Source organism: Thalassotalea coralli, assembly GCF_055786205.1.
Map to the genome: position 1 here is coordinate 218218 of NZ_JBVVBK010000002.1, position 23201 is coordinate 241418.

23 protein-coding genes are annotated in these 23201 nt (G+C 36.4%); 14 read left to right on the top strand and 9 right to left on the bottom strand.

Annotated elements, in window-relative coordinates; all coding sequences use genetic code 11:
- The first annotated feature begins 5 nt into the window (after positions 1–5).
- Positions 6–1391, top strand: coding sequence for a serine hydrolase (locus tag ACOB80_RS06365; protein ID WP_473164977.1), 1386 nt, complete (start codon positions 6–8; stop codon positions 1389–1391).
- Between the two features lie 161 nt (positions 1392–1552).
- Here the strand turns inward: ACOB80_RS06365 and ACOB80_RS06370 are convergent, their stop codons facing one another.
- Positions 1553–2125, bottom strand: coding sequence for a type II secretion system protein (locus ACOB80_RS06370; RefSeq protein ID WP_473164978.1), 573 nt, complete (start codon positions 2123–2125; stop codon positions 1553–1555).
- Positions 2126–2204: 79 nt separating this feature from the next.
- Positions 2205–3707 carry a DUF3612 domain-containing protein gene (locus tag ACOB80_RS06375; RefSeq protein ID WP_473164979.1) on the bottom strand — a complete coding sequence of 501 codons (1503 nt, stop codon included), beginning with the start codon at positions 3705–3707 and terminating at the stop codon, positions 2205–2207.
- A gap of 169 nt (positions 3708–3876) precedes the next feature.
- Here ACOB80_RS06375 and ACOB80_RS06380 point away from each other — a divergent pair, with 169 nt between their 5' ends.
- The 6 genes from ACOB80_RS06380 (at position 3877) to ACOB80_RS06405 (ending at position 9933) form a co-directional block, all read left to right on the top strand.
- Complete coding sequence (locus tag ACOB80_RS06380) at positions 3877–4434, top strand: aldolase/citrate lyase/malate synthase family protein (RefSeq protein WP_473164980.1); 558 nt, start codon at positions 3877–3879, stop codon at positions 4432–4434.
- Positions 4435–4606: 172 nt separating this feature from the next.
- Positions 4607–5782 carry a tetratricopeptide repeat protein gene (locus ACOB80_RS06385; RefSeq protein ID WP_473164981.1) on the top strand — a complete coding sequence of 392 codons (1176 nt, stop codon included), beginning with the start codon at positions 4607–4609 and terminating at the stop codon, positions 5780–5782.
- Position 5783: 1 nt separating this feature from the next.
- The gene (locus tag ACOB80_RS06390; protein ID WP_473164982.1) at positions 5784–6740 is read left to right on the top strand and encodes a M20/M25/M40 family metallo-hydrolase; all 957 of its coding nucleotides are present in this window, start codon (positions 5784–5786) and stop codon (positions 6738–6740) included.
- Positions 6741–6786: 46 nt separating this feature from the next.
- Positions 6787–7344: a phosphoribosyltransferase gene (locus tag ACOB80_RS06395; protein WP_473164983.1), complete on the top strand. Its 558-nt coding sequence runs from the start codon at positions 6787–6789 to the stop codon at positions 7342–7344.
- Between the two features lie 69 nt (positions 7345–7413).
- Positions 7414–8613, top strand: coding sequence for an alkaline phosphatase family protein (locus ACOB80_RS06400; protein WP_473164984.1), 1200 nt, complete (start codon positions 7414–7416; stop codon positions 8611–8613).
- Between the two features lie 108 nt (positions 8614–8721).
- The gene (locus tag ACOB80_RS06405) at positions 8722–9933 is read left to right on the top strand and encodes an EAL and HDOD domain-containing protein (protein ID WP_473164985.1); all 1212 of its coding nucleotides are present in this window, start codon (positions 8722–8724) and stop codon (positions 9931–9933) included.
- An 85-nt stretch (positions 9934–10018) separates the two neighbouring features.
- Here the strand turns inward: ACOB80_RS06405 and ACOB80_RS06410 are convergent, their stop codons facing one another.
- Genes ACOB80_RS06410 through ACOB80_RS06420 form a run of 3 tightly spaced genes read right to left on the bottom strand, consistent with a single transcriptional unit; the run spans position 10019 to position 13322 of the window.
- Positions 10019–10774, bottom strand: coding sequence for a substrate-binding periplasmic protein (locus tag ACOB80_RS06410; RefSeq protein WP_473164986.1), 756 nt, complete (start codon positions 10772–10774; stop codon positions 10019–10021).
- Positions 10775–10797: 23 nt separating this feature from the next.
- Entirely contained in the window at positions 10798–12699 is a 1902-nt protein-coding gene (locus tag ACOB80_RS06415; protein ID WP_473164987.1) for a monovalent cation:proton antiporter-2 (CPA2) family protein, read from the bottom strand.
- Complete coding sequence (locus ACOB80_RS06420; RefSeq protein WP_473164988.1) at positions 12699–13322, bottom strand: NAD(P)H-dependent oxidoreductase; 624 nt, start codon at positions 13320–13322, stop codon at positions 12699–12701. The genes ACOB80_RS06415 and ACOB80_RS06420 overlap by 1 nt, the downstream gene beginning before the upstream one ends.
- A 148-nt stretch (positions 13323–13470) precedes the next feature.
- Between ACOB80_RS06420 and ACOB80_RS06425 the strand changes: the two genes are divergently transcribed.
- The 3 genes from ACOB80_RS06425 to ACOB80_RS06435 all read left to right on the top strand — a co-directional run bounded on the left by ACOB80_RS06425 (position 13471) and on the right by ACOB80_RS06435 (position 15924).
- Positions 13471–13716 carry an HP1242/YdcH family protein gene (locus ACOB80_RS06425; protein ID WP_473164989.1) on the top strand — a complete coding sequence of 82 codons (246 nt, stop codon included), beginning with the start codon at positions 13471–13473 and terminating at the stop codon, positions 13714–13716.
- A gap of 146 nt (positions 13717–13862) precedes the next feature.
- The gene (locus ACOB80_RS06430; protein WP_473164990.1) at positions 13863–15032 is read left to right on the top strand and encodes a DUF547 domain-containing protein; all 1170 of its coding nucleotides are present in this window, start codon (positions 13863–13865) and stop codon (positions 15030–15032) included.
- A gap of 157 nt (positions 15033–15189) precedes the next feature.
- Positions 15190–15924, top strand: coding sequence for a hypothetical protein (locus ACOB80_RS06435; RefSeq protein ID WP_473164991.1), 735 nt, complete (start codon positions 15190–15192; stop codon positions 15922–15924).
- Between the two features lie 29 nt (positions 15925–15953).
- Here the strand turns inward: ACOB80_RS06435 and ACOB80_RS06440 are convergent, their stop codons facing one another.
- The gene (locus ACOB80_RS06440; RefSeq protein WP_473164992.1) at positions 15954–16391 is read right to left on the bottom strand and encodes an anthrone oxygenase family protein; all 438 of its coding nucleotides are present in this window, start codon (positions 16389–16391) and stop codon (positions 15954–15956) included.
- A 176-nt stretch (positions 16392–16567) separates the two neighbouring features.
- Positions 16568–17530 carry an AraC family transcriptional regulator gene (locus ACOB80_RS06445; protein ID WP_473164993.1) on the bottom strand — a complete coding sequence of 321 codons (963 nt, stop codon included), beginning with the start codon at positions 17528–17530 and terminating at the stop codon, positions 16568–16570.
- Positions 17531–17742: 212 nt separating this feature from the next.
- On the opposite strand from ACOB80_RS06445, the gene ACOB80_RS06450 reads away from it, so the two are divergent.
- Positions 17743–17997 (top strand): hypothetical protein, encoded by a 255-nt coding sequence (locus ACOB80_RS06450; RefSeq protein ID WP_473164994.1) that lies wholly within the window; start codon positions 17743–17745, stop codon positions 17995–17997.
- Between the two features lie 134 nt (positions 17998–18131).
- Here the strand turns inward: ACOB80_RS06450 and ACOB80_RS06455 are convergent, their stop codons facing one another.
- Positions 18132–19874, bottom strand: a complete 1743-nt coding sequence (locus ACOB80_RS06455; RefSeq protein ID WP_473165338.1) for a DUF885 domain-containing protein — start codon at positions 19872–19874, stop codon at positions 18132–18134.
- A gap of 248 nt (positions 19875–20122) precedes the next feature.
- Here ACOB80_RS06455 and ACOB80_RS06460 point away from each other — a divergent pair, with 248 nt between their 5' ends.
- The 3 genes from ACOB80_RS06460 to ACOB80_RS06470 all read left to right on the top strand — a co-directional run bounded on the left by ACOB80_RS06460 (position 20123) and on the right by ACOB80_RS06470 (position 22520).
- Positions 20123–20743: a hypothetical protein gene (locus ACOB80_RS06460; protein WP_473164995.1), complete on the top strand. Its 621-nt coding sequence runs from the start codon at positions 20123–20125 to the stop codon at positions 20741–20743.
- A gap of 619 nt (positions 20744–21362) precedes the next feature.
- Entirely contained in the window at positions 21363–21908 is a 546-nt protein-coding gene (locus tag ACOB80_RS06465) for a hypothetical protein (RefSeq protein WP_473164996.1), read from the top strand.
- 384 nt (positions 21909–22292) lie between these two features.
- Positions 22293–22520 (top strand): DUF3892 domain-containing protein, encoded by a 228-nt coding sequence (locus ACOB80_RS06470; protein WP_473164997.1) that lies wholly within the window; start codon positions 22293–22295, stop codon positions 22518–22520.
- A 16-nt stretch (positions 22521–22536) separates the two neighbouring features.
- On the opposite strand, the gene ACOB80_RS06475 is transcribed toward ACOB80_RS06470, so the two are convergent.
- On the bottom strand, positions 22537–22803 hold the full coding sequence (locus ACOB80_RS06475; protein WP_473164998.1) for a DUF3653 domain-containing protein: 267 nt from the start codon (positions 22801–22803) through the stop codon (positions 22537–22539).
- Positions 22804–23201 lie beyond the last annotated feature (398 nt).

The window sequence follows — 23201 nt, forward strand, 5'->3', positions numbered from 1 at the left end:
TAATCATGAAAATAACACAAATTTGTAAAAAAAAATCTTCAGTCAAGAGTACGATAGTTATCATTGCTACTTTTTTAATTATTGTTCTATCTGCTTGTTCAAACGCTGCAGAAAATCAACTAGAAAAAATACTTAAACACAAAATAGAGCAAGAAAGGCTCAGTGTAGGCGTTGCTATTGCCACGATAGAGGACGGCGAAGTTAGTTTCATCAATATAGGCGTATTAGACAAAAAAAGTAATAAACAAGTTGATGAAAATACGTTGTTTGAAATTGGCTCTGTATCAAAAACATTAACGTCTTTAGCGTTGGCATCATATGTAACTGAAGGAGAGCTTGAGCTTACTGATAACATTCAGCCTTATCTTCCTAAATCAGTTTCACTTCCTCTTAACAATAAGCCAATTACTTTTGAATCTTTAGCAAATCATCACTCAGGTTTACCTAGATTGCCTAGTAATATGCCTATGGGAGATCCACTAAATCCATACGCAGACTATACAACAACAATGTTATTTGATTACCTAAATACCTTTGAACCAACCCGTGAAGTTGGCGCCGCGCCAGAATATTCAAACTTGGGAACGGGGTTGCTTGGGGTTGTTCTAGCAAATATCAATAAATCAAACTTTGAACACATGTTGAAGGCTCGCGTATTAACACCTTTGAAGATGAATAACACCTATATTGATGTGCCAGATTCTCAACTCAGTAACTTTAGCAAAGGTCACAATAGTCATTTAACGGTAACCAAATATTGGCAATTACCCGCTTTAACAGGGGCGGGCGGCATAATTTCTTCAAGTAAAGATATGTCTCTTTTCTTAATGGCTAATATGCATAATAGTTCACTTAATAAATCAATAAAATTAACACACAAAACAACAGCCGATTTCGGCAACCCTTCAACTAAGATAGGATTGGCTTGGATTCGTCAATTAGGAGAGGGCAATGAAGTTCTAATGCACAACGGGCAAACAGGAGGCTTTGCTTCATTTATTGGTTTTAACCCTTCAAAGCAAAAAGGGATAGTTATCTTATCTAATACATCTATAACAATGGATGATATTGGTTATGCTTATCTTACGGATAAACTAGATACAATAAAACTTGTTAGTCCTATAGCAGTAGCCCCAGAAAGTCTTGATAAATTGCAAGGTGAGTATGAATTAATGAAAGGTTTTTCGTTAACGGTAACGCGTATTAATGAGCAGTTGTTTGTTCAAGGAACAGGTCAACCTAAACTACCGCTTACGGCTATTTCTAGCTCTGTATTTGTTAATCACTCTGTAAAAGCAAGGATCACATTTAATGTTAACGAACAGGGCGAATCCAACGCGTTAATTCTTAACCAAGGAGGCCAGGAGCTAAAAGGAATAAAAGTAGAATAGCGTTTCCTATATTCAGTTGATGTAAAAGATAAAGCTCCGCAATCGCGGGGCTTTGTTGTTTCTGACGTTGTGAAAAGTATTGAAACTCTATCTCACCGCCGTATTAAAGCAAGGTAGTACTTCAAGGCAATTGTTTAAGTGAAAATGTTTAGTGATGAAAATTAGCATCCTGAACTTATAATTTTTACCACTGGGCGTTGCTGAACTAGCAAAAAGCTGTCGTAAGAAACATAGCAATTAGTCGCAATTATTTCTGCAGCAGTTGCTCCGTCGCTTAATACTTCACTGGAAGTTACATAAAGCTCACGAGTAATTTCGCCATTCTCGTTTCCATTAATTATCTCTCCAAAAGTCCAATCGCTAATATTGATATTGGTCGCTTCTAATATTTCAGGAATATTGTCTGGATCGTTGTCTTGATTAAAAGAGCCAAAAGGTACGTCAAAATCTAATGCAACAGGGTATCCTTGATCGAATAGTATACCATCATGAATAAACCCGTTCTCTAATCCACCATTGCTTTGATTAACGCGAGCAATGGAATGCTGTAGCGAAATCGCAGACTCAATTGAGCCTGTTAATCCTTCGAGAACGGCCTTTTTTGAATTTGAAGTTAAATCGACAAATTTTGGTGCTGCTATTGCTGCTAATATGCCCAAAATTACGATTACGATAACCAATTCAATTAGGGTAAAACCGAGTGCTTTTGAAGAGACTTTATCACTAACTTTCATAAAAAACTCCATTTTAAACGCGTTGGCGAACCAAAGTTGAACTCTTTGAATATAATAGATTTTTACGTATGTTCAAGCGTTATTCATTTGGGCACATGCCCCCTTGAGAGCAAATCATTCTCGCGCCATTATCAATAGCTCTAGTGACCCAATTAATATTTAAAATTCTGGCTACACTCATCAGTTGCTTTTTCATTGAGGGTGGAATAATGGTTTGTCCGCCGTTGTTTAAGCAAAGCTGGTTTAATTCTAGCGCGAGTTCTTCACTATTATTTCCTTGAGCCTCAATCGCGGGATTTAGATCAATACCTGCACATAAGACATGAGAATTTTGTGCAATATCTTGAACATTGATAGATTCACAGCAGTATATGCGAAACTGTTGGCCAACTTTCATTATTGATAGTTGAGCGGAACTGCCTTCTATAGGGGCGCTGGCAATTCTAAATACTGCCCAATTGTGACACGGGTTTTCTACGGCTTTCATGTTACCCCAAGGTAAAGGAATACCATTACCTCGATAGACCGCTTTTAGTTTTCCTGGTGAGTAGGCATCAAAATAGTGCCAATATTTGTAATTAGAAACGGCTGTCATTCTTCGCATTGCAACTGAGGGAGATATTTCTAGTTGTTTATGTACATCAATTTCATAACCATTGCGTTCTAATAGTTGCCTGAAAGGTATTTTAGGGCACAAAAGTGCACCAGCGAAAAAACTGGATTCAAAATCTCGCCATGCCTGGACGATGTCTTGTGGATTTACCGCTTGATCGTCAACAGTTTTGGTGGTTGTTTCAGCCCGGTGACTTTGCCCACCACCAACCGAAAGGATCGATTTAGCGTCATTTTGTGCAGGCTTGTGCAAAACTTGATGACCAATATGAGCAGCTAATTCGTATTTCAATCTTGTAGGAAATTCTTTTAAATTGTTATTGATAAATAACTTATTTGGTGGCTCTAGGTAAGATGTAATCAACTCGTTTGTTCTTGCACCTGTTATATCGGTTATCGGATTTGATGGTTGATCAAACCAGTTTATCGAAATGCCTACTTTACGTGCTAAATCAATCAAATCGTTAACGGTTAAATCTAACCGTTTATTCCCTAAGCTCTCGGCAGCTTTTTCTAGATCAGGGAAGTGGTTTTGATGGTGTTCTTGATGAGCCCTGATAAGTAAATGCGCAAATTGGCGACTCGTAGTACCTGTTTGCGACAATAATTCTGGTAAGGCTATTTGTAAAATATCGTTAGAGAATAGAAAACCCGGCTCTAAGGTCATACCTTTTAAGCCACCTGAGTTACTTTTGGTGGGAGCAATGTCTTCCGTTTCGTTTGAGCTGTCTAAAAACCATGACATGTCCTTTTGAAAGACCTGACCAATAACTTCCAGCATATCGGCACTAGGTACACGTTTTCCACGTTCAATCATAGATAGATAAGAAACAGAAGGGGCATACTCTGCATTAACGTGAATGCATCTAGTAGATAAATCCTCGATGGTAAGGTTATGTTTTTTTCTCAAATTGCGGATCTTAGTTCCTAGAAAATGAGACTGTCGTATCAAGCTTTTATTGTTCTTCATTAAACGATCGCTGCTACTTATAACTGTTGCTTTATTTTTAGACTCTTTTTGTAAAATTTACAATGTAAAATTTTATTTGTGAAATTTCATCTATAAATTTACTACACTGAATTTGTATTAAAGAAAATGTTTCTGAACAAAACCACCTAGTAGTACAACGGAGTAAATTATGGCGATTGCAACTCAAACATTAAGCGAACAACAGGCTGAGTTCATAAGTTTGGACTCTTTTATTTCTCAAGAAATCCATTTATTACAGGCGCAACAGAAAGCCAAACAAGAAGCAATCGTCAGTTTTTCAAAAAGCTTTTTAGATAAAGTGTTTCCGTTAGATAGAGGGAGTCATGGTGACGTAGTAAGCTATTTAGTTTATTACAATCACCTGCTAGCGTTTTTCGAAGATGGCACACAATCTGGCTTGAAAGATTCAAAACAATTTGTTGCTTTAGCTGGCCATAAAGAAAACCCTGAATCAATTTTACTAAAAGCGGACGAGCGTCACGTTGAGCTTGTGTTTAACCGTGCAGGTGAGATAGGGAAGAGTGATAAAGCACATATTGAAGACGTGTTATTAGAAACGGAAAAACAAGAAGGTATGCCATGTTGGTATTCAATGGTTAAAGAAAGGCAGCAAAGTAAACTGAATAAAGCTGGTGAAGTGGAATATTCAAACAAAGCTTGCAATAAATCATTCACAGATAAGTCAGGTGAAGAGTATCTTGTGTAACGGTATGGACGCCTATTAATTTAGGCGTTTTACTAAAATCTTAACATTTCAAATTATATCGAATACCCATTAATAAGAGGGGCAATTTGTAACAAAACTTTAACGTGTACGACAATAATCGTAGAAATGCGCTACACTGAGAATATGGTGAAAAAATATTCAAGAGAAGTATATGGATAATATTAAACCATTTTTGGTGTTTGTTTTTATTTTCGTAGTTACAGGGTGTAGCAACACAACTTCTGAGGTTAAGCAACCGGAAGTGGATTTTTCGTATTTGTACGATGATAACACTTTTGACTACGATAAATATGAATCACTTGTTGAGTCCGAACAGGAAATATTTGCCCTCAATGATGAAATGAAGCGCTTTGTTCATCGCGAGTTATTACTTGAAAAAAGTTATCAAGCAAAGGTAAGAAAAATAGTTGATTATCTGTTTGATAATGACTACCTAGGAATGTCGTATGACTCTTCTGCGAATTTAACCGCATCGCAAACTTTCGAACAAAAATCAGCTAATTGCTTATCTTTAACTATTATGGCGTATTCGCTCGCCAAGGCAGCCAAGCTAGACGTTGCTTTTCAAGATGTAGAAATACCGGAAAATTGGTCCAAGAGCGGTAAATATACAATGTTAAACGGTCATGTAAACTTGCTTGTTAGAGATAGGTTTGATCCCCATAAGTTTGTTTATATCGGAGATAAATCTATCGAAATTGATTTTAATGCTGGTAGAAGTATTCAGGGATTTGAGCGCATTAAGTTATCTAAAAGTGAAATTTTGGGTCTGTTTTACAACAACAAAGCGGCAGATGCTATATTGGACGGCAATCACAAATTAGCTTATGCCTATTTAAAAAATGCAACATTACAAAATTCGTTAAGTTCTTTGTCGTGGGCTAACTTAGGCGTGATTTATAAATTTTCAGGCCGATTAGATTTAGCTGAAAATGCTTATAACGTTGCGATTCAATTGGATGAAAATAATTTAACTGCTAAGACTAATTTAGCAAAAATATATTTAATATATGGAAAAACCGAGCAAGCTAGAGAAATTTTTAAGCAGGTTAATTCTAAACGTAAAAGTAATCCTTTCTATCAAGCAATGCTTGGAATGGAAGCATATTATGCTGGGAATTATGAACAGTCTATAAGTTACTATAGAAAAGCGATAAAAATGAGAGCAGGCGTTCACGATTTTTATTATGGCTTAGCAAAAGCATACGTAGCATCAGGCGAACAGCAAAAAGCACAATATGCGTTAATTAAAGCAGTTAAGTACAACAACCACCCAGAAACAAATGAAGTATATACAGCGAAATTAAACGTACTTCGAGAGTATTAGATTGAACAAAGTCGTTAACGTTAGTTTATTTGTTTTATTGCTGAGTATTTTTTCAAATAATGTACATGGAAGTACAATTGTTCCTCAGGAACTGTTTTCTCATTTACAGCAGCTATCTTCTAGCGAGATGAAAGGGCGTAAAACAGGAGAGCCCGGAAACCTAAAAGCGCAGTACTATATTGTTGAAGCTCTTAAAGGTTTTTCGATAAGCCCGTTATTTTCCAGTTACGAACAACACTTTTCTTTTACTCGTCTTGGCAAAAACTATATCGGAACTAATATTGTTGGTGTTATTCCATCAGCCGCTAATTCTTCAAGTTATATTGTATTGTCAGCTCACTATGATCATCTTGGTCAAAAACGTTCAAATGTTTATTACGGAGCAGACGATAATGCCTCAGGCACAAGTGCTTTACTGAGTATTGCAAAAGCTCTTTCACATCGCCGTCTAAACCATAACATAGTGTTATTATTTACTGATGCAGAAGAATTGGGACTTAAGGGAGCTAAAAGCTTTATTGAAGAAAATAAGCATATAGTGGGGAAAACCTTGCTAAACGTTAACATGGACATGTTGAGTGGCAACAAAAGGCTTCATACACTTTATTACATCTCTAGAAATATAGATTCTATATTAGATCAAGAAAAGGTAGATAGATTTCAACGCTTAGTGAAAGAGTCAACTTTTCGTATAAAGAAAAATTTTCGTCACCACCTAAACAATAAAAATAAACGAGTAAATTGGCCATACGCTAGCGACCATGGTGCTTTTCATCGGCATAAAATACCTTTTATTTATTACGGTGTCGGTACGCACAAAAATTACCACTCCGTAAAAGATACTTATGAAAACGCTAATCTTGAACTATTCTTAAATTCTACTCAGGCAATTTATTCGCATATTATTTTTTTTGATGAAAACATTTCGTCTTTAAAAGTTGACCAATTGGTAAATTAGGTATATGTTGCAGCCGTTTTAAATTTTGTTGAATGAAGGTGCATCAATGGACAAACGTTATATCACTGCTCAAGAGTTACTCGAAGATTCATTTCGCGTAGCAGCCAAAGTTTTCGAAGATGGCTTTAGACCCGACTATATCGTTGGTATCTGGCGTGGAGGCGCACCAATAGGGATCGCCGTTCAAGAATATTTTGATTACAAAGAAGTTGAAACTGACCACATCGCAGTTCGTACATCGTCATACTATGGAATTAATCAACAAAGTAAAGAAATCAAGGTTCACGGTTTGCATTACATTATTGAAAATGCTAACGCTGGTGATAAGTTATTAATTGTTGACGATGTGTTTGATTCAGGTCGAAGTATTGATGCGCTAATTAAGCAACTGAATATCTTAATGCGTAAAAATATGCCGGAAGATGTGCGTGTAGCATGTCCTTGGTATAAACCACAAAACAGTAAAGTTGAGTTAGTTCCTGATTACTATATTCACGAATCAGATGAATGGTTAGTGTTTCCACATGAAATATCGGGATTAACGCCAGACGAAATTATTGCTGGTAAATCTGATCTTAAAAACATTAAAGACTTGTTTGTGTAACTTTACCGTCATTATAGTGAAAAGCCAGCTAACTATGCTGGCTTAATTTTATCTAGAATAAGATATTCTATGCGCCTAATTTTAACATTTTTGCTTTTTAGTGTTTTAGTCTCAAACGTATCCTCGGCTAAACAACCAACAATTTTAATATCCATTGATGGTTTTGCTCACTACTACCTTGATAAATTTGAACCTGAGTTTCTTTCTCAATTCGCAAAATCAGGTGTATCAAGCAAAGGTATGATGCCTGTATATCCTAGTAAAACCTTTCCAAATCACCTTTCAATGGTAACCGGACAAACGCCAGCAGTTCATGGCTTGGTACACAACAAATTCTATAACAGAGAAATAGGGCAGGAGTATCGCCTCGGGCAAGGCAAGAATAACAGTAAATGGGTTACGGCAAGTCCTATTTGGGCCTTGGCTAAGGAGCAGGGAGTCGAGTCGGCCATATATTTTTGGCCTGAGTCGGAAACTCAGCTTAGTGTTAATGCACCCAAATATAACAAAACTTACCACCACGATACGCCAAACCAAACGCGTTTAGATCAAGTGATAGACTGGTTAAAGTTACCGGAAAGTCAGCGACCACAGTTGGTCATTAGCTATATATCGACCATTGACTCTATGGGGCATCACTATGGTACAAATTCTGAAGAGTTAGCACAGGCAATTGCGAAATTAGACCAATTACTGCACAATTTTGTTAAGCGAATCAAAGAAGATACTCAAGTTAACCCTAATATAATCATTGTATCTGATCACGGCATGGTGGATTTAGACGCTTCTAAACGCATGATAACCAAGAAACTCAAGTCGAAGTTTCGAGATACTCGCATTATTGATGGGCAAACTCAGCTCTATATTTACGAAGAAGATAAAACAAGGCATCAGCAAATTCAAACGGAGCTTAACCGTTTGTACGACCCTAAATACTTTACCGTACATTTTAAAGGGCGTTACCCTACTCATTGGCAGTTTAATGGTGAGCATCCTGCAATACCTGACATGATAGTTGAAGCAATTGCTCCTGCTTATTTTGTCACTAATCTTAAAAAAGAATCTAAAGCGACACATGGATTTGACCCAATCACGTCAAACAAATTACAGGCTTTATTTATTGCTAGTGGACCAAGCTTTAAAAAATCAATAGAAATTGACAAGTTTGATAATACCAATGTCTTTTATTTATTAAACCATCTTCTTGATTTACAACATAAAAACAACATTGAATATACGCCTTGGTTATCTACTTTTATTGTTAAATAAACGTAAATATTTCTAAGGTGAATTCGTGCTTATTGGACGTTAATGCTTTATTTTTTTTATTAAAATGGTTAAGGTTTCATTATTCTTATAAAAAACCAGTAACTATAGATGTACAGTACCTATATTGCTCGACAAGCTATTTTAGATCGTAATTCAAGAACGATTGGTTACGAGCTATTATTTCGCGATAGTCCTGAAAATAAATTTCCAGAAATTGACCAAGATGTTGCCAGTTCAAAGTTAATTATTCAAAACCATTTACAGGGCGATATTAAAGCAATTAGCTTGGGTAAGTTAGCTTTCATAAACTTTACCGAAAAGTGCCTCATTAACAAATATCCATTAATGTTTGATAGCAACTCGATTGTTATTGAACTTGTAGGTCATTCTTCGCCGACTGACAGATTAAAAAAGATAGTAAAATATTACTGCGAAAAAGGTTATCGCATTGCGTTAACTGAGTATGACTTAGACGATAGATGGGATGACTTATTCCCATACTTATATGTTGTTAAAGTGGACATTGAGAAAAACAACCCAAAAAGGTTAATGCCAATAGTCCAACGATTAAAATCTCATAACGTCAAACTTGCCGCGGAAAAAGTAGAAACTAAGTTTCAACTTCAATCGCTAGCAGAAGTTGGCTTCAATTTTTACCAGGGTTATTTTTATCACGAACCGGAAATTGTAGAAGGCCAAACACTAGCTCCAATTAAGGCACAAATGCTGCAATTAATCGGTGAAACCTTTAATTCACCATTAAACTTTGATGTTATTGCTGAAATTATCAGTCGCGACGTTAACCTAAGCGTTGGCTTGTTAAAAATGGTAAATAACGTTGCAACAAGCACTCGAGTTGAAATTACTTCATTGAAGCAAGCAACAGCTTATTTGGGTGAAGAGAAATTAAAGCAATTTGTTACTATCTTAGCGTTGTCTAAACTTACTACCGAAAAAACAGACGAAGTTTCTAAACAAGCATTAATTACTGCTAAGTTAATGACAGCCTTAGCGAGTAAAAGTGCATTTAAAGAAATTAGCGACTTTGCCTTCATTACCGGTCTACTTAGCGCAATAGAAGTAGTGCTAAGCATGCCTATTGATGAAATTGTGAAAACCATGCCTCTAGCAACGCCAATTGAGCGTGCACTCGTCAGTCATGATGGCTTGTTAGGTGAATTACTAATGTTGACCACTAACTACATTACAGGTAAAGGCGAAAACGTCCAATCCTTGATTGATTTATATGGCTTGGATGCAGATTTCATTCATAAAGAGTTTGTCGCAGCCAGTCGTTGGTGCCAAGCATTAGGGTTGTAATAGCTGCATTATTTAAAACGGAATAACCCATTAGAAAAGCCGCTGTATAGCGGCTTTTTTGTTCTTTACAGCGAGGATAGAAGAATTACAAACAAGCTTTACCCAAATATTTACTCAGTAGCGCGTTTAATTCACCGTTTTTGATGATTATGTCCATACCTTTATCAAATTGTGCTGCAGCTTCTATCGCATGTTCATGAGACTTATTAAACGCTAAATACATATCAACATTATGCGCGCCTACATCACGTAAAAAACCATAATCTGCTAACAAAGGTGTATTATTCTGTTTCGAATAAAAACAAGCTAACTCTTTAGTTAAATACGCGGCATCTAAACGTTGGTGTTTTAGCATATTTAACAGCTGTTCTTCACTATTGGATTTAAGCCGAGTAAAGCTTCTGTCTAGATGATGTTGAGCATACATAAACCCCAACACTTCACCAACAACAAGTTCTTTATTGTCTAAATCTTTTAACTTTTTAGCTTTTAACGGAGACTTTATATTGTAAAAGTAGTGCGTGTGAACACGCATAATAGGGTGTTTAGGGAAAAGGAACTTATCTTTCGCATAGCCTTCTTTAATAATATTAAGTCCGCCGAGTGCAGCTCCCGTTTCTACCATCTTTACCAAACGCGCAAAAGGAAGAGATTTAAACGTAACCGGCGTGCCAGCGCGACTATACGCTAATTTAACTATCTCTACAGAGATCCCTTCGTTAGTGCCTGAAAAGGGAAAGTAATTGTCTTCATTTAGTATCACCAATGGTTCTTTTGCAGGAGCTTCCCAACTAGCAGCAATGAAAAAAATTAATACTAAGAAAACTCTACTTAATGCCATTCATTCTTCCTTAAATATCTTAATTAGTGATTTAGCTCTTTTTCGTAGCCCTCAGGTGGTGGTTTCCAGCCACGATCGTCTTCAGGGTGTGAACTCAGTTCGCTTTCCATAGCAACCTTTATTGCCTTCTCTAGCTGAATAAACAAATGTTGATAATGTTGATCATACTGTTCACCCTCGCTGCTATTAAGCCATTTTTCATAAAGTTCTTCAGACGCTTTGTGCTCGGCCGAACAAAATAAGTGCTTCTTTTTTTCGATGGTATATGGATGGAAGCCTATTTTTTCTAGTGCTGTTCCAGCTAAATTTAGTGCAGAAAAATAAGTTTCGTTAATCGTAAAACTTGCGCCAGCTTGTTTTAAGGCGTAACTATGGCCTTTGTCAAAAGCCCTTGCGAGAATACAAAGGTTAGGGTGGCTATGCCTAATGTGCTCTGTCAGCTCAACCGCTTGAGCTTGGTTATCAATGGCGATAATGAGCATCTTTGCTTCATCAATGCCTGCAGTGTGCAGAAGTTCTGGTCTAGTTGCATCGCCAAAATAACTCTTAATGTCAATTTTTCTCATGTTTTCAACTTGTGTTGCTTCATGATCTAACACCACGGTTTTTACGCCGTTGGCAACTAACATTCGGTTAACGATTTGCCCAAAACGCCCAATACCAGCAATGATAACTTTACCTTGCTCATCTATTTGATCGTAAGATTTATCATTTTGGCTTTGCTGATATTTCGGCACAATTACCTTATCAAAGATGATAAAAAGTAGTGGTGTTAGAAACATTGATAATGCAACAATGAGCAATAGGTTACTAGCAAGCGCTGGAGGTAACACACTATTTTGTAAGCTGAAACTTACCAATACAAAGCCAAACTCACCGGCTTGGGCCAGGCTTAAAGTAAACAACCAACCGTTACTTTCTTTTATTTTGAATATCGTCGCAAGCACAAACAAAATCGCGCCTTTGCAAATAACTAATAACAGAGTAAGGCCAACTATCATTCCAAGGTTTTCGTTTAAGATACCAAAATCTATACCTGCACCTACCGTGATAAAAAACAACCCAAGTAGTAATCCTTTAAAAGGCTCTATGTTTGATTCTAATTCATGTTTAAATTCGCTATTTGCTAAAATTAAACCCGCGAGAAAGGTACCTAACGCAGGTGACAATCCAACTAAACTCATTAATGTTGCAATGCCGACCACTAATAATAAAGCCGTAGCAACAAATACTTCTCTAAGACCAGAACTGGCAACGTAATGAAAAATTGGACGACTTAAAAAGTGACCGGCAAAAACGACAAAAGCAATACTCGCTAAGATGACTAGAGCATGTGCCCATGTTGGCAAATGCTCAACCAAGCTGTAGCTTTCATGATGTTCTCCCGCAGCACTAACTGCCGTAGATAATTCTGGTAACGCTAGCAAAGGTAAAAAGGCAAGAATTGGGATAACGGCAATATCTTGGGTAAGTAGAACCGAGAAAGCGTTGGAACCTCCTTCTGTTTTTGATAAGCCTTTTTCTTTAAATGTTTGAAGGACAATCGCCGTTGAAGATAACGAAAGTATCATGCCAATTGCCAGCGCTGTTTGCCACGCGAGTCCAAAGAGTAGAGCGATAAGCGCAAACAAACCTGTTGTCAGAACAACTTGCAAACCACCTAAACCAATAAGCCGGTTACGCATTTGCCACAGCATTTTGGGGTCTAATTCTAAACCGACTAAAAACAACATCATCACTACACCAAACTCAGCAAAATGTTGTATTGCTGTTGTTTCTGTGCCAACTAAACCAATAACTGGGCCGATAATGACACCCGCTATTAAATAGCCTAATACAGACCCTAAACCAAGTTTTTTTGCTATGGGAACAGCGATAACAGCAGCAGACAAATAAATAACTGCATGAATAAAATAGCCTGTCATTAGCTGGTCTCCGTCATTTTATCGTTGTTATCAAATAAGGTATTAATTGTAGGAAAGCTTTTTACTTGTGAAGAATCAAAAGAATGATCTACTAGGCTTGTTAATAATGATCGCCAATGAAGCAGGTGACGATCCAATCTGTCTTCTGAAACGGCAGATCGGCTTGAGTAAAGAACAAATGGTGGTAAGTAGTCCATTCCTGTTAAATTTGCTGTTTGTTCAATAGGTCTTAGTAATTCATTAATGGTAAATTGATTATGGCCACCTCTTTGATATGCATCTTTATTACCACCAGCTGAAAGCGCACACAGTAATGTTTTTCCATTAAGGGAGTTTCCCTCAGGACCATAGGCAAAGTTAAATTCAAGGACTAAATCCATCCACTCTTTAAGAATAGAAGGAGTGGAATACCAGTAAAAGGGAAATTGAAATATAACGGTAGAATGAGATAACAAGCGATTTTGTTCTAGATTTATATCGATATTAAACCTTGGGTATTCGCGATATAAATCTATCGCTGTAACACCGTCAATTGAACATGCACGTTCAAACATTTTTTGATTAACTTGTGATCTATGTTGTGCAGGGTGTGCATATAACAATAGTACGTTATTGTTGGCCATAAGTGATTCTTTAGTTTTTATTTAAATTGTTATTTATCAATTAAATGCTAGTAGCAAATTAGGGATTTTTCTAATTTTGAAAATAAACTTTTATTAAAATTATTGATTGCTATGCTTTAAGTGTTAACGACCCTATGGAGAAATTAATATGTTAGGTGAAAGCCACTCACTACTGAATGATTTTGGTGAACACGCTGAAGTCATTCAGTTATTAATAGAAAAAGATGAAGCCTTTAGAATTGCTGCGGAAAAATACAATAAACTTGATCTAGAAATTAGAGAACTTGAACTAAACAGTGCGCCAATTGACGACCAAGCAATGCATCAATTAAAGCATGATAGGGCGGAACTTAAAGATCAGTTGTTTGCGCAAATTAATGGCGCAGCCAGATAAGCTATTCTAAATAGATAAACCGATACGACTTCCTAAAACGTTAAATAGCATTTTGTTATTTAATGTTACATCTTCCTATTTGTTAAATTTTAGTTAAATCGCTATATTGTGCCCAGAATGGAATATTGTATATTTAAGGAGTTGATATGCTTATTAGGTTTAAGTCTAAAATTAAAACTTATTTCTTAGCTACGTCGCTAATTTTACTATCGTCAAGCGCTGCTGTTGCCGAAGATGAATGGGTGACACACTTTTCACAGAATACCCCAGACTCTTCTCTTAAAATGAACTTTGACCCGGTCGATATGGTGTTAAATAGCTATGTCCTGAAGATGGGGGATTCAACGAGAAGTTTTAATAAGAGGGCGCAAAAAGCTACCGGTACTAAGATGCAAACGCGTGTTGATAGAAAAACTGGTCTTGAAGGAAATCGTTTCGCGTTTGAAGTTTTAAAACAAAATCCAGATAAAAAAGCGTTTATCTCAAAAGTAAGAGCATATTTACAAGGCTTGCCAGTTAAAACGCCGCTTAAGGGTTATACAAAAGAAGAGCAGTTAGCGTATTGGCTTAATTTATACAACATTACCTTGCTAGATGAACTGGTAAAGCAATATCCAGTGCGTCGTTTAGAAAGTAGAATGACTGGTGAAGAATCTATTTTGAACACCACGGTTGTTATTGTTGATGGCTTTCAACTAACGCTTGCTGCGATTCAAAACATGATACTACCGACACTTTTTAATGATCCATTGACGCTCTATGGGATGTATCAAGGCTATATTGGTAGTCCAAGCATTCTAGATGAAGCCTACCGTGGACAAACCGTTAACAAGCAGTTAGAAGAAAACGCGAAAAACTTTATAAATTCTAATCGAGGTACTTATGTTAAAGATGAAGAAACAGTTCGCGTTTCTAGTTTTTATCAGCGCAACGCAGCTTTTTTTCCTAACTTTGAGCCTGATTTGAAAGCGCATTTAACAAAATATGCTGACGATGATATAAAGCCAAACCTTATAGCTGCATCAAGTTTACAGCCAAATATCAATAACTGGACCATTACCGATATATGGGGAACCATTAGAAATTATGCTTCTAGTTATAACACTAACCCAGCAGCCTTATTAACGTCTGAAGGTGGTGCCGATATAGTTGAAAGTTTTGTTGCTAATAATAGATCTCAAATTGGCAGTTTATCTACTCAGCAAATCGAAATGCTTCGAAAAGTATTGCGAACTAGAGCTAAAAACTTTGGTGGTGGAACGGTAACAGTAACGGATACTGAAGATATCGAAGAAACAGAAGAAGAACAAAAATAAGCCAATACCAGGTTATCAAAACCGTCATTTAAAGCGAGTAGGGAAACCTATTCGCTTTTTTATTTTACGTTACATACATGTATTACTAATTAGTTAGCCAGTGTGGCCTTTTATTTGCTTTAGTTGGGCAATATGTCAATTTATTGAACCCACTAACATGCTAAATAATATTAACGCTTACGGATCAATTTATAACTCGTCTTTGTCATCTACTAATAGCTCAGAAGTAGAGAGTGTTGAAAATGAAGACAACACAACAAGTGCGTCCTCTGAACAAAACGCAGCAGAAACCCAAGGCAGTTTATATTTATCATCAAGAGCACAAAAGATAAATGCGTTAAGTAGTGAATTTTTTAGTGCAGGGGCGTTAAATTTTGGTGATATTGAATCGTTAAAAGCACGGGCGTATGAACTTGGACTGATCTCCCAAGATGAATACGCTAAATTGACGGGCACGGATAATGGAAGCGACACAGATAGCATCTCTCTAGAAAACAATACCGTCAGCCTTACGCAATATTTAGCAGACTTAGTTAATCGCCTTGAAACTGATGAAGCAAACGATGATGATGACGAAACAAGTGAAGAACAAGAAAGCCAAGAAGAAGAAAGTGAGTTAATCACCAATTTAATCGAAGCCTTAGAGCAAGCTAAAGAGATCATTGCAAACGTAGAGCAAGCAAAAACAGAAAGCGATTTTAACGAGAAACTACAAAATTCACTGAGTACGCTAAAAGAAACTATTGAAGCCTCGCCATTCGAGACATTACCCATTGACGATAGAGTTGGTATCAGCAAAGTGTATCAAACGTTAGAAATCGTCGATAAGATTTCACCACAGCGTTTAACCAATGACAAACTAAACAAGTACCTAGATGTATCGCTAAGGTAGTAAGTTAACGGGTTAACCCTAGAGTTTTATCAGAAGCTAATAAATAAACCCGATACAATGGCGCTTACTGTTCTTACATGATTCCAAAATGTCCACTTGGCTAGATACTGTTGCCATATTTCTTTTTTGTTTGCGCCATCAAAGTCTCTAAGTTTGTTGTTTAACGGTACATTGAAAAATAATGTGATGATAAAAGTTCCTAGAAAAAATATCGCACCTGCTGCAGCTAAAAACCCTTCGGCAAATAGTGAAAAATAAGCACTCGCTACTGCTGATATGAAAAAACACATTAGAAAAGTTGGATTTAAAATTTCTTCGTTTATCGCAACCATTATGTCTGCACCAGATTCAAATTTTGCTAGTGCCCGCATAATGGTATTGCTGAAAATAAAGTACAGCCCAATCATAATCAGCATGGATAGTTGAAGTAAATATTCAACCAATGACCATATCGTATTTAATTCCACATGAATTCTCCTCGTTAATAAAGGCTATGTTTATTAGGTAAAAAAGATAAGTCCTATGACTATTTTCAATACCAAAGCTTTAAGCTGGTAAGAAGAATTATGAATTTTTGATTGTGTAAAGACTAAACAGAAAGTCCAAAATTGATGACCGAAAGTATTTTTGTAAGGAGAGGGCGTTAATTAGTCGTTTGTTTTCTTATAGCACTAGGGGATAAACCCATAGTTCGTTTAAAAGCACGAGAAAACGCGGATTCCGATTGATAACCGTAATCTAAAGCAATCGCAAGTATTGGTTGTTGTGTATTCTGTAAATCTCCATAAGCTAAAGACATGCGCCATTCTGTCAAATACTCTATTGGTGACGTACCTACCAGTCGCTTAAATTCACTTGTAAAGCTAGTGCGCGACATACCTACAGCATTGCTTAACTCTTCTAGATTCCAATGTTTAGAAGGTTGATTGTGCACTAAGTCAATCGCTTTAGATATTCTGGAATCTTCAAGCGCTTTCATCCAATCTATTTCTTCAGAATCCTGCGTTTCTAAATATTCTTTTAGGCTGGTGATAACGAGTAGATCAGCTAATCGTGCAATGGCCCCCGCGTTACTAGACATAGGTATTAAAGTTTCTTGCTCAATTAAATTAATCAACGACCTTAGCGTTTCGTAACGGTCGCTATTTTTTCCTATTAAAATGTGTGTAGGAAGTACGTTTAAAAGTCGCAAGACTAGCGGGTGTTTAAACGTGATTACGCCACACAACATAGTCGTTTGATTGCCTTGACCACCAAAGATTAAACGCTCATAGCGATCGCTTATTATTTCAATGGGCAGTTGCTCTAAAGGCACAAAAAAGTTGGTATTTCCGCAAGACAGCCTGTGTCCTTCACCTCGAGGCAACAAGATATATTCGCCTTCATTAACTACATGCTGGTCATTATCAACTGCTATTGTTGCTTGGCCGGCTAGAACCAAATGAAACATCATACAATAATCAAACGAGGGCATTTCTACACCCCAAGGGGCTGAAAAGCACGAGTGAGTACAAAATACACTCTCTAATGACACTTTGTTTAGCAAACTATCGATAGGTGATGCGCTGATTTGAGTGGCGATACGCTTACTGTAATCAAAAGTCATTTTCTATCTCCAACTTGTTAAATACCTTATTTAAAACGGCAGCCATTGAACATAGTACCAATTAAAAAAGGTGAGTCCCACAAAATGGACTTTTAGTCGTGAAATTTGGCCTTTAAGTCATGTTTTACATAGTAATTTTAGACACTATGACACTTCTTCTACAGTTGTACTGTATCTATTTTGGTACTTCTAAACCAAAAGCGGAGGTAAAAATGCTAGAAAAAAATTCTGAAAACTGGCAAAAAGTGCCTAAATGGGTAGCTTTGGGTCTACTAGGCTTTAAAGAAAGAAAACACGCAGTGCTTACTATTGTGTTGCTATTTATATTCGGGATTGGGTTTTATCTCAATAGCGGTTGGGGTGCACCGTTAGAAATTAGCTCGGTGTTATGGTTATGCCTATACATGACGGCTGTAGCTTGGTTCACTATTGCAGTTCGCTGGGTTGATAAAAAGGGGATGTGGTAGTAATGCGTAATTTAATTTAGTTTCGCGCGATACGTTTAAAACTGGAATGTATAAACGTTAACCCAATACTTATTCATTGGGCTAACGACAATAGCTACATTTAACTTTTTTTTGCTACCTTGTTTTGATTGTTGTTAAGAGCGCTTTGCTTTTTCTGATTGAATATACGCTTGAATCTTGGTTTCTAGCAAAGACAAAGGTATCGAACCGTTTTTCAATACTTGATAATGAAATTCTCGTAGATCGAATTCTTCACCTAGTTCTTTTTCAGCGACTTTTCTCAAACGTTTAATTGTTAGTTCACCCATTTTGTATGAAAGTGCTTGTCCTGGCCAAGAAATGTAACGGTCAATCTCAGTAACCACATTATGCATTGATAATGCTGTATTATTTGCTAAGAAATCGATAGCTTTTTGTCTAGACCAACCTTTTGCGTGTATACCTGTATCGACTACGAGTCTGGCTGCGCGCCACATTTCATAGGTTAAGCGACCGAATTGACTATACGGGTCTTGATAAAACCCCATCTCAACGCCTAGCCATTCAGCGTATAGTGCCCAACCTTCGCCAAACGCTGAAATGTAAGTATTACGTCTTACGTCTGGCACATTTTCCATTTCTTTTGCCAAGGCTATTTGTAAATGGTGACCAGGGACTGCTTCATGCAAAGTAAGTGCTTCAAGAACGTAAAGTGGTCTGCGATCTAATGCATACGTGTTTACCCAGTAGAAGCCAGCTTTATCATCAGATGAAGAACCTGCGTAGCGGCCAGTAGTATATTTTGGCGCAATGGCAGCGGGGACAGGCGCCACGCCATAGGGGTTTCTTGGCAGTAATTTAAAGTATTTCGGTAATTTTGCGTCTACTTTTTTGGCAATGTAAGACGCTTCTTTAAGTAGTTCTTCTGCTGTTTTTGCGTAGAACTGCGAGTCGGTACGAAGAAACGCAACAAAATCAGCAAAACTTCCTTCGAAATTAAGCTCTTCAATAATGGCATCCATTTCTGCACGGATCCTTTCCACTTCTTGCAAACCAATTTGGTGAATCTCATCTGCGGTTAGCTTGGTTGTTGTGTAATGGGTAACACGGTTTTGGTAAAAAGCTTCACCGTTTGGTAAATCGCTAGCGGCAATGCTAGTCTTGGCGTTTGGAATATAGTCGTTGACCATGAAATCATAAAACGCTTGGTATGACGGCATTACGTTTTCTCGAATTGCTTTTGTTCCCGTGTTGAGAATTTCTTGTTTTAATTCATTACTGAATGAACTGGGTAACCGACTGAATGGCTTATAAAATTCTGTTTTTGAAACATACTCGTTAATGTAGGCCGATATAGAGTGTTCAAAACCTTTTAATACCACCTGTGGTTGAGTAATTCCCTCGTTTAACCCCTTTTTCATCCAATCCATTTGTTGTTCGAAATAGCGAGGTAGGGCGTTTAGTCGAGCAATGTAATCTCGATAATCTTGTTCATTTTTAAAACGACCATATTGCACGCCTCTGGCAATACTTGAGTGAAAACCAGATTCAGCCATCAATGGTATGTAATGATCTTTATTCAAGTAGCCATCGATTTGATTTTTCAGTTTATACACTAGTACTGCGTAATTGATTTGATCAGCTTCAGATAGTTTGTCGACAGCTACCTGATTAAGTTGGTTATATAACGCTAACCTAGATTCATAACTCGATCGAAGTGCCTCTGGTGACATATCAGGAAGAAGATCATATTGAGACGAACCATCAGCCAAACTACGTTTATATGGGTTCAGTTTATTCGCTAATGATTTGTCTGCTTCGAGCAGTTGCTCAAAACTATTGTTCACCTTGTCGCTTGGTTCATTTACTGTTTGGCACGCTGCGAGATGAAGCGCCATAAACAACACTGCTACTTTTCTAATCACACATTATCCTCAGAGTTTTTATCGATTTTTCTTCTAGTTAATAAAAACACAATAACATAAGTACAGGGCGGTTTAATGTCTAGATTTTAGTTGGTTTGTTATTCGGTTAATTTATTCCTATATTTAGTGACGATATTGTGGATGTAGAATTGATTAACGGTTTGTTACTAATTTAATCAGGTCTCTGCTCACTAAATTGTTAGTATTATTTAAGGATGGATATGCTTAGCAAAGAATATTTAGAAGCCAAGAAGCTGGCACTGGAAATAAAAGATCTTAAGCGCCCATATTATCTGCGTCATGGATTTTTATCTATATTGGGGCCCATTTCGGGAGCTCTGATAGGTATGTTAACAGTTGTACTTATTAATTTTTATGATTATAAAAAGGCTGAATTGAAAAGGGAAAAAAAAGCTTTGGAGGAAAATATTGAAATTCTCCATTCAAAGCACAGCAGCTATTTAGAATATATAAAAGACTCTGAAAAACTAATATCTGATTTTCAACAAAAACTAGTTGAAGTAAAAGATAACGTTAACAATGAACTCTTTACTTTAAATAAAGAAATAATTGTCCTAGAGCAACAAGCTGAAGCTTTGTATGATGAGTCTCAAAAGTTTCCTCAAGATAAAGAGTTACAATGTCAAGCAGCTTTAGCGGTAGCGTCATATTTTGGCGCTTTTTCTGAAAAAAGTAACATTCATATTGAACGCTCTGATATGGCAATAGCGTATTCGTTAAACGAATATGTTAGAAATGTTAAAATGTTAGGCGAAAAACTTTCAAAAAGATTGTCTGAACTAGATAAATCTAACAAAGTATCGAAGCTGACATGCCCCTGAATACAGTTTTACCATGGTTAATTCCTTTAGTACTTCCTGTGGTTAAACTTCTAACATATGAAGGTTTAAGGTCACGGTTTTTGTAACAAATAGCGGCTGAACACTTTTCGGGAATCCATAACGTAACTTTCTTTAAACCTTTGTCGCGCATATTTTGTTCATAGACTGCGTTTCTTGATGGCATTTCTGACTCCTGTCACTGGTGACGTTAATAAAGCAAAGTAAACAAGGCACTTATCGCACAGCGATAAAAAGTGCGCCGTTAACTTTGATGACAATCAACCAGACAGATTGAGTAAGTTAGTCAAAGAAAAATCACTGAGTGTCTACTTGTAGAAACCGTTATTTTTATTGACGAATTTACGAATGATAGTCTTCGTCACTTATCGAACGATAAGCCGCGCGCACGGGTGAGCCGTGAGCGTGGGTGGAGTGAGAATTCCCCGTAGTGTATTACGGGGGTAGATTCCCGATTAAAATATGGCTTGCAGCCCAGAACCTTAGTCTCATGTTTTATTTTAGACTCATAGATTATTGTTTAATCATTCTAAATTCGGTTCGTAACTGTTATTTTAAAGACGTCTATAACAATAATACTAATTAATATGAGCGAGATAATATGGAACTTTTAAAAAAGATATGGAAAGACCCTGTTTTTAGCAAATTTATATATAGTGCAATAGTATTTATCAGTGCCTCATTTGCGACTTACTTCCTAGAGCTTTGGCCTAAATTTATAGAAACTTTTGAGCTATTTAAAAGTTTTATTATGAGTAATACAAGTGTTCCAAATTGGTTACTTGTAATATTATTTTTCCCTTGTTTAATTTTATTAATTCTCACAATAAGAATTATAAAGCTATCCCTAAAAAAGAACCTTACTTTTAGAGATTACGTAACAGATGAGTTCGAAGGATTGAAGTGGAAATGGAGTTATCAATTTGAAGATGTACATGGTCTTCATAGTCTTTGTCCTAAATGTTCTTACCAAATTATTCCAAAACCGATTCCGGCGAGTCACGTTATCGGGGGGTATGCATATGATTATCATTGTGAGGAATGCGGTTATAAAGCACCTACGATTGTTTCTGACAAAACTGAATTTCAGCAAAAAATAATATTAAAGATACAGCGAAAATTGCGCACTGATGAATGGCGTAAATAATACTATTATTTTTCTAATATTCTTTAATCCACATGTAAATTAAATCAAAAGCTTTCTGAGTTTGTTTTTTGCAATGTGATGCTGTAAAGGTTTACAGTTGTCAATTTTAAAGCATCAACAAGCCCCTGTATGACCATAATACAATTTGTATTATAGGTTGTAGTATATATATATATAAAGGCCTTAAAACAGCTTACAGGGGTTGAAAGGGTAGTTTCTTAGTGTTAGGATCATTTTTGAACAGACATAAAAAAGCCACCTTGCGGTGGCTCTTTAAACTGTTTACAACGAGACTTTTCGCTATAAATACAGTTTGAGTGGAATCGAAATTATAGTGTTTTTAGTGAAAAAGTCAAAATACACTATTAATTAGAGGGCTAGAAAATGCCAAGAAATGTCAAAAAGACAAGTAAAGTTGTTGTTATTAAAGAAAATAAAACTGGTAGGAATACCCATTTTAAAGACTTAAATAGTAATAATACTATGACTAGAGCTCAATTCGTTAAGAAAATAAACTCTGGTGAATATAGTCATTACTACGTTAGAGATATAAATGGCTTAAAGACTCCAGTATCAAAACCTAATGGTATTGATTCAGATAATCTTGGTTAGATAGCATAGAAGCACCTTAATTGGTGCTTCTATTATAAAAAGCTTTTAATCTTGCAATGTCTATAGCTAAGCATTCCAGATCATTAATAGAGTAGCTATAACCAGTTGGAGTTATTATTGAGTATTTATTAATTTTAAAATTCTTCCAATGCTTGTTCAGAGTTCTATCTACGTTATTTAGTTTTTCTATTGCCTGCTTTGAAGGTCTATTGTTTGAAATCCACCTCCTAATAGTTCGTTCACTTACCATCAAATATTCAGATATAGATCTGATTCCTCTCATCGACTGGTTAGTAAAGCCAGCATCCCTTTGTATCTGTTTAAATGATTTATCTAGTTTCTATACTTATTCGCCATTGTAGTTACTTCCACACACATATTAAAAATGACATTTATTTATATGATCGGGGATCTTATCTAAAACCTTATAGGCCATATCCTGTATAATACTCACTGTTATTACTTATTAAAATCACGATTTTAAAAGATTATGCGTGTGTATATCACCAAAACATGCTAGTTTTACTGTTAGAAACGTTTTTATGTCATATTTAGCTGTCTGTATAGCTTTTTGCTAATTCGTTTAAAATACACAAAAACAACCTAAGCCCCTTATATTTAAAGGCTTTATACGTTTTTATTGGTTGATTTTACGTTGCGCTACGTGAAATTTGTGGCTCA

What these genes read in the sequence shown, in the direction of transcription:
- ACOB80_RS06435 (WP_473164991.1), top strand. Translation starts at nt 15,190, where the DNA reads ATGCTAAATAATATTAACGCTTACGGATCAATTTATAACTCGTCTTTG.
- ACOB80_RS06430 (WP_473164990.1), top strand. Translation starts at nt 13,863, where the DNA reads ATGCTTATTAGGTTTAAGTCTAAAATTAAAACTTATTTCTTAGCTACG.
- ACOB80_RS06420 (WP_473164988.1), bottom strand. Translation starts at nt 13,322, where the DNA reads ATGGCCAACAATAACGTACTATTGTTATATGCACACCCTGCACAACAT.
- ACOB80_RS06375 (WP_473164979.1), bottom strand. Translation starts at nt 3,707, where the DNA reads ATGAAGAACAATAAAAGCTTGATACGACAGTCTCATTTTCTAGGAACT.
- ACOB80_RS06450 (WP_473164994.1), top strand. Translation starts at nt 17,743, where the DNA reads ATGCTAGAAAAAAATTCTGAAAACTGGCAAAAAGTGCCTAAATGGGTA.
- ACOB80_RS06445 (WP_473164993.1), bottom strand. Translation starts at nt 17,530, where the DNA reads ATGACTTTTGATTACAGTAAGCGTATCGCCACTCAAATCAGCGCATCA.
- ACOB80_RS06405 (WP_473164985.1), top strand. Translation starts at nt 8,722, where the DNA reads ATGTACAGTACCTATATTGCTCGACAAGCTATTTTAGATCGTAATTCA.
- ACOB80_RS06365 (WP_473164977.1), top strand. Translation starts at nt 6, where the DNA reads ATGAAAATAACACAAATTTGTAAAAAAAAATCTTCAGTCAAGAGTACG.
- ACOB80_RS06380 (WP_473164980.1), top strand. Translation starts at nt 3,877, where the DNA reads ATGGCGATTGCAACTCAAACATTAAGCGAACAACAGGCTGAGTTCATA.
- ACOB80_RS06465 (WP_473164996.1), top strand. Translation starts at nt 21,363, where the DNA reads ATGGAACTTTTAAAAAAGATATGGAAAGACCCTGTTTTTAGCAAATTT.
- ACOB80_RS06395 (WP_473164983.1), top strand. Translation starts at nt 6,787, where the DNA reads ATGGACAAACGTTATATCACTGCTCAAGAGTTACTCGAAGATTCATTT.
- ACOB80_RS06425 (WP_473164989.1), top strand. Translation starts at nt 13,471, where the DNA reads ATGTTAGGTGAAAGCCACTCACTACTGAATGATTTTGGTGAACACGCT.
- ACOB80_RS06400 (WP_473164984.1), top strand. Translation starts at nt 7,414, where the DNA reads ATGCGCCTAATTTTAACATTTTTGCTTTTTAGTGTTTTAGTCTCAAAC.
- ACOB80_RS06475 (WP_473164998.1), bottom strand. Translation starts at nt 22,803, where the DNA reads ATGAGAGGAATCAGATCTATATCTGAATATTTGATGGTAAGTGAACGA.
- ACOB80_RS06460 (WP_473164995.1), top strand. Translation starts at nt 20,123, where the DNA reads ATGCTTAGCAAAGAATATTTAGAAGCCAAGAAGCTGGCACTGGAAATA.
- ACOB80_RS06370 (WP_473164978.1), bottom strand. Translation starts at nt 2,125, where the DNA reads ATGAAAGTTAGTGATAAAGTCTCTTCAAAAGCACTCGGTTTTACCCTA.
- ACOB80_RS06410 (WP_473164986.1), bottom strand. Translation starts at nt 10,774, where the DNA reads ATGGCATTAAGTAGAGTTTTCTTAGTATTAATTTTTTTCATTGCTGCT.
- ACOB80_RS06385 (WP_473164981.1), top strand. Translation starts at nt 4,607, where the DNA reads ATGGATAATATTAAACCATTTTTGGTGTTTGTTTTTATTTTCGTAGTT.
- ACOB80_RS06455 (WP_473165338.1), bottom strand. Translation starts at nt 19,874, where the DNA reads ATGGCGCTTCATCTCGCAGCGTGCCAAACAGTAAATGAACCAAGCGAC.
- ACOB80_RS06415 (WP_473164987.1), bottom strand. Translation starts at nt 12,699, where the DNA reads ATGACAGGCTATTTTATTCATGCAGTTATTTATTTGTCTGCTGCTGTT.
- ACOB80_RS06470 (WP_473164997.1), top strand. Translation starts at nt 22,293, where the DNA reads ATGCCAAGAAATGTCAAAAAGACAAGTAAAGTTGTTGTTATTAAAGAA.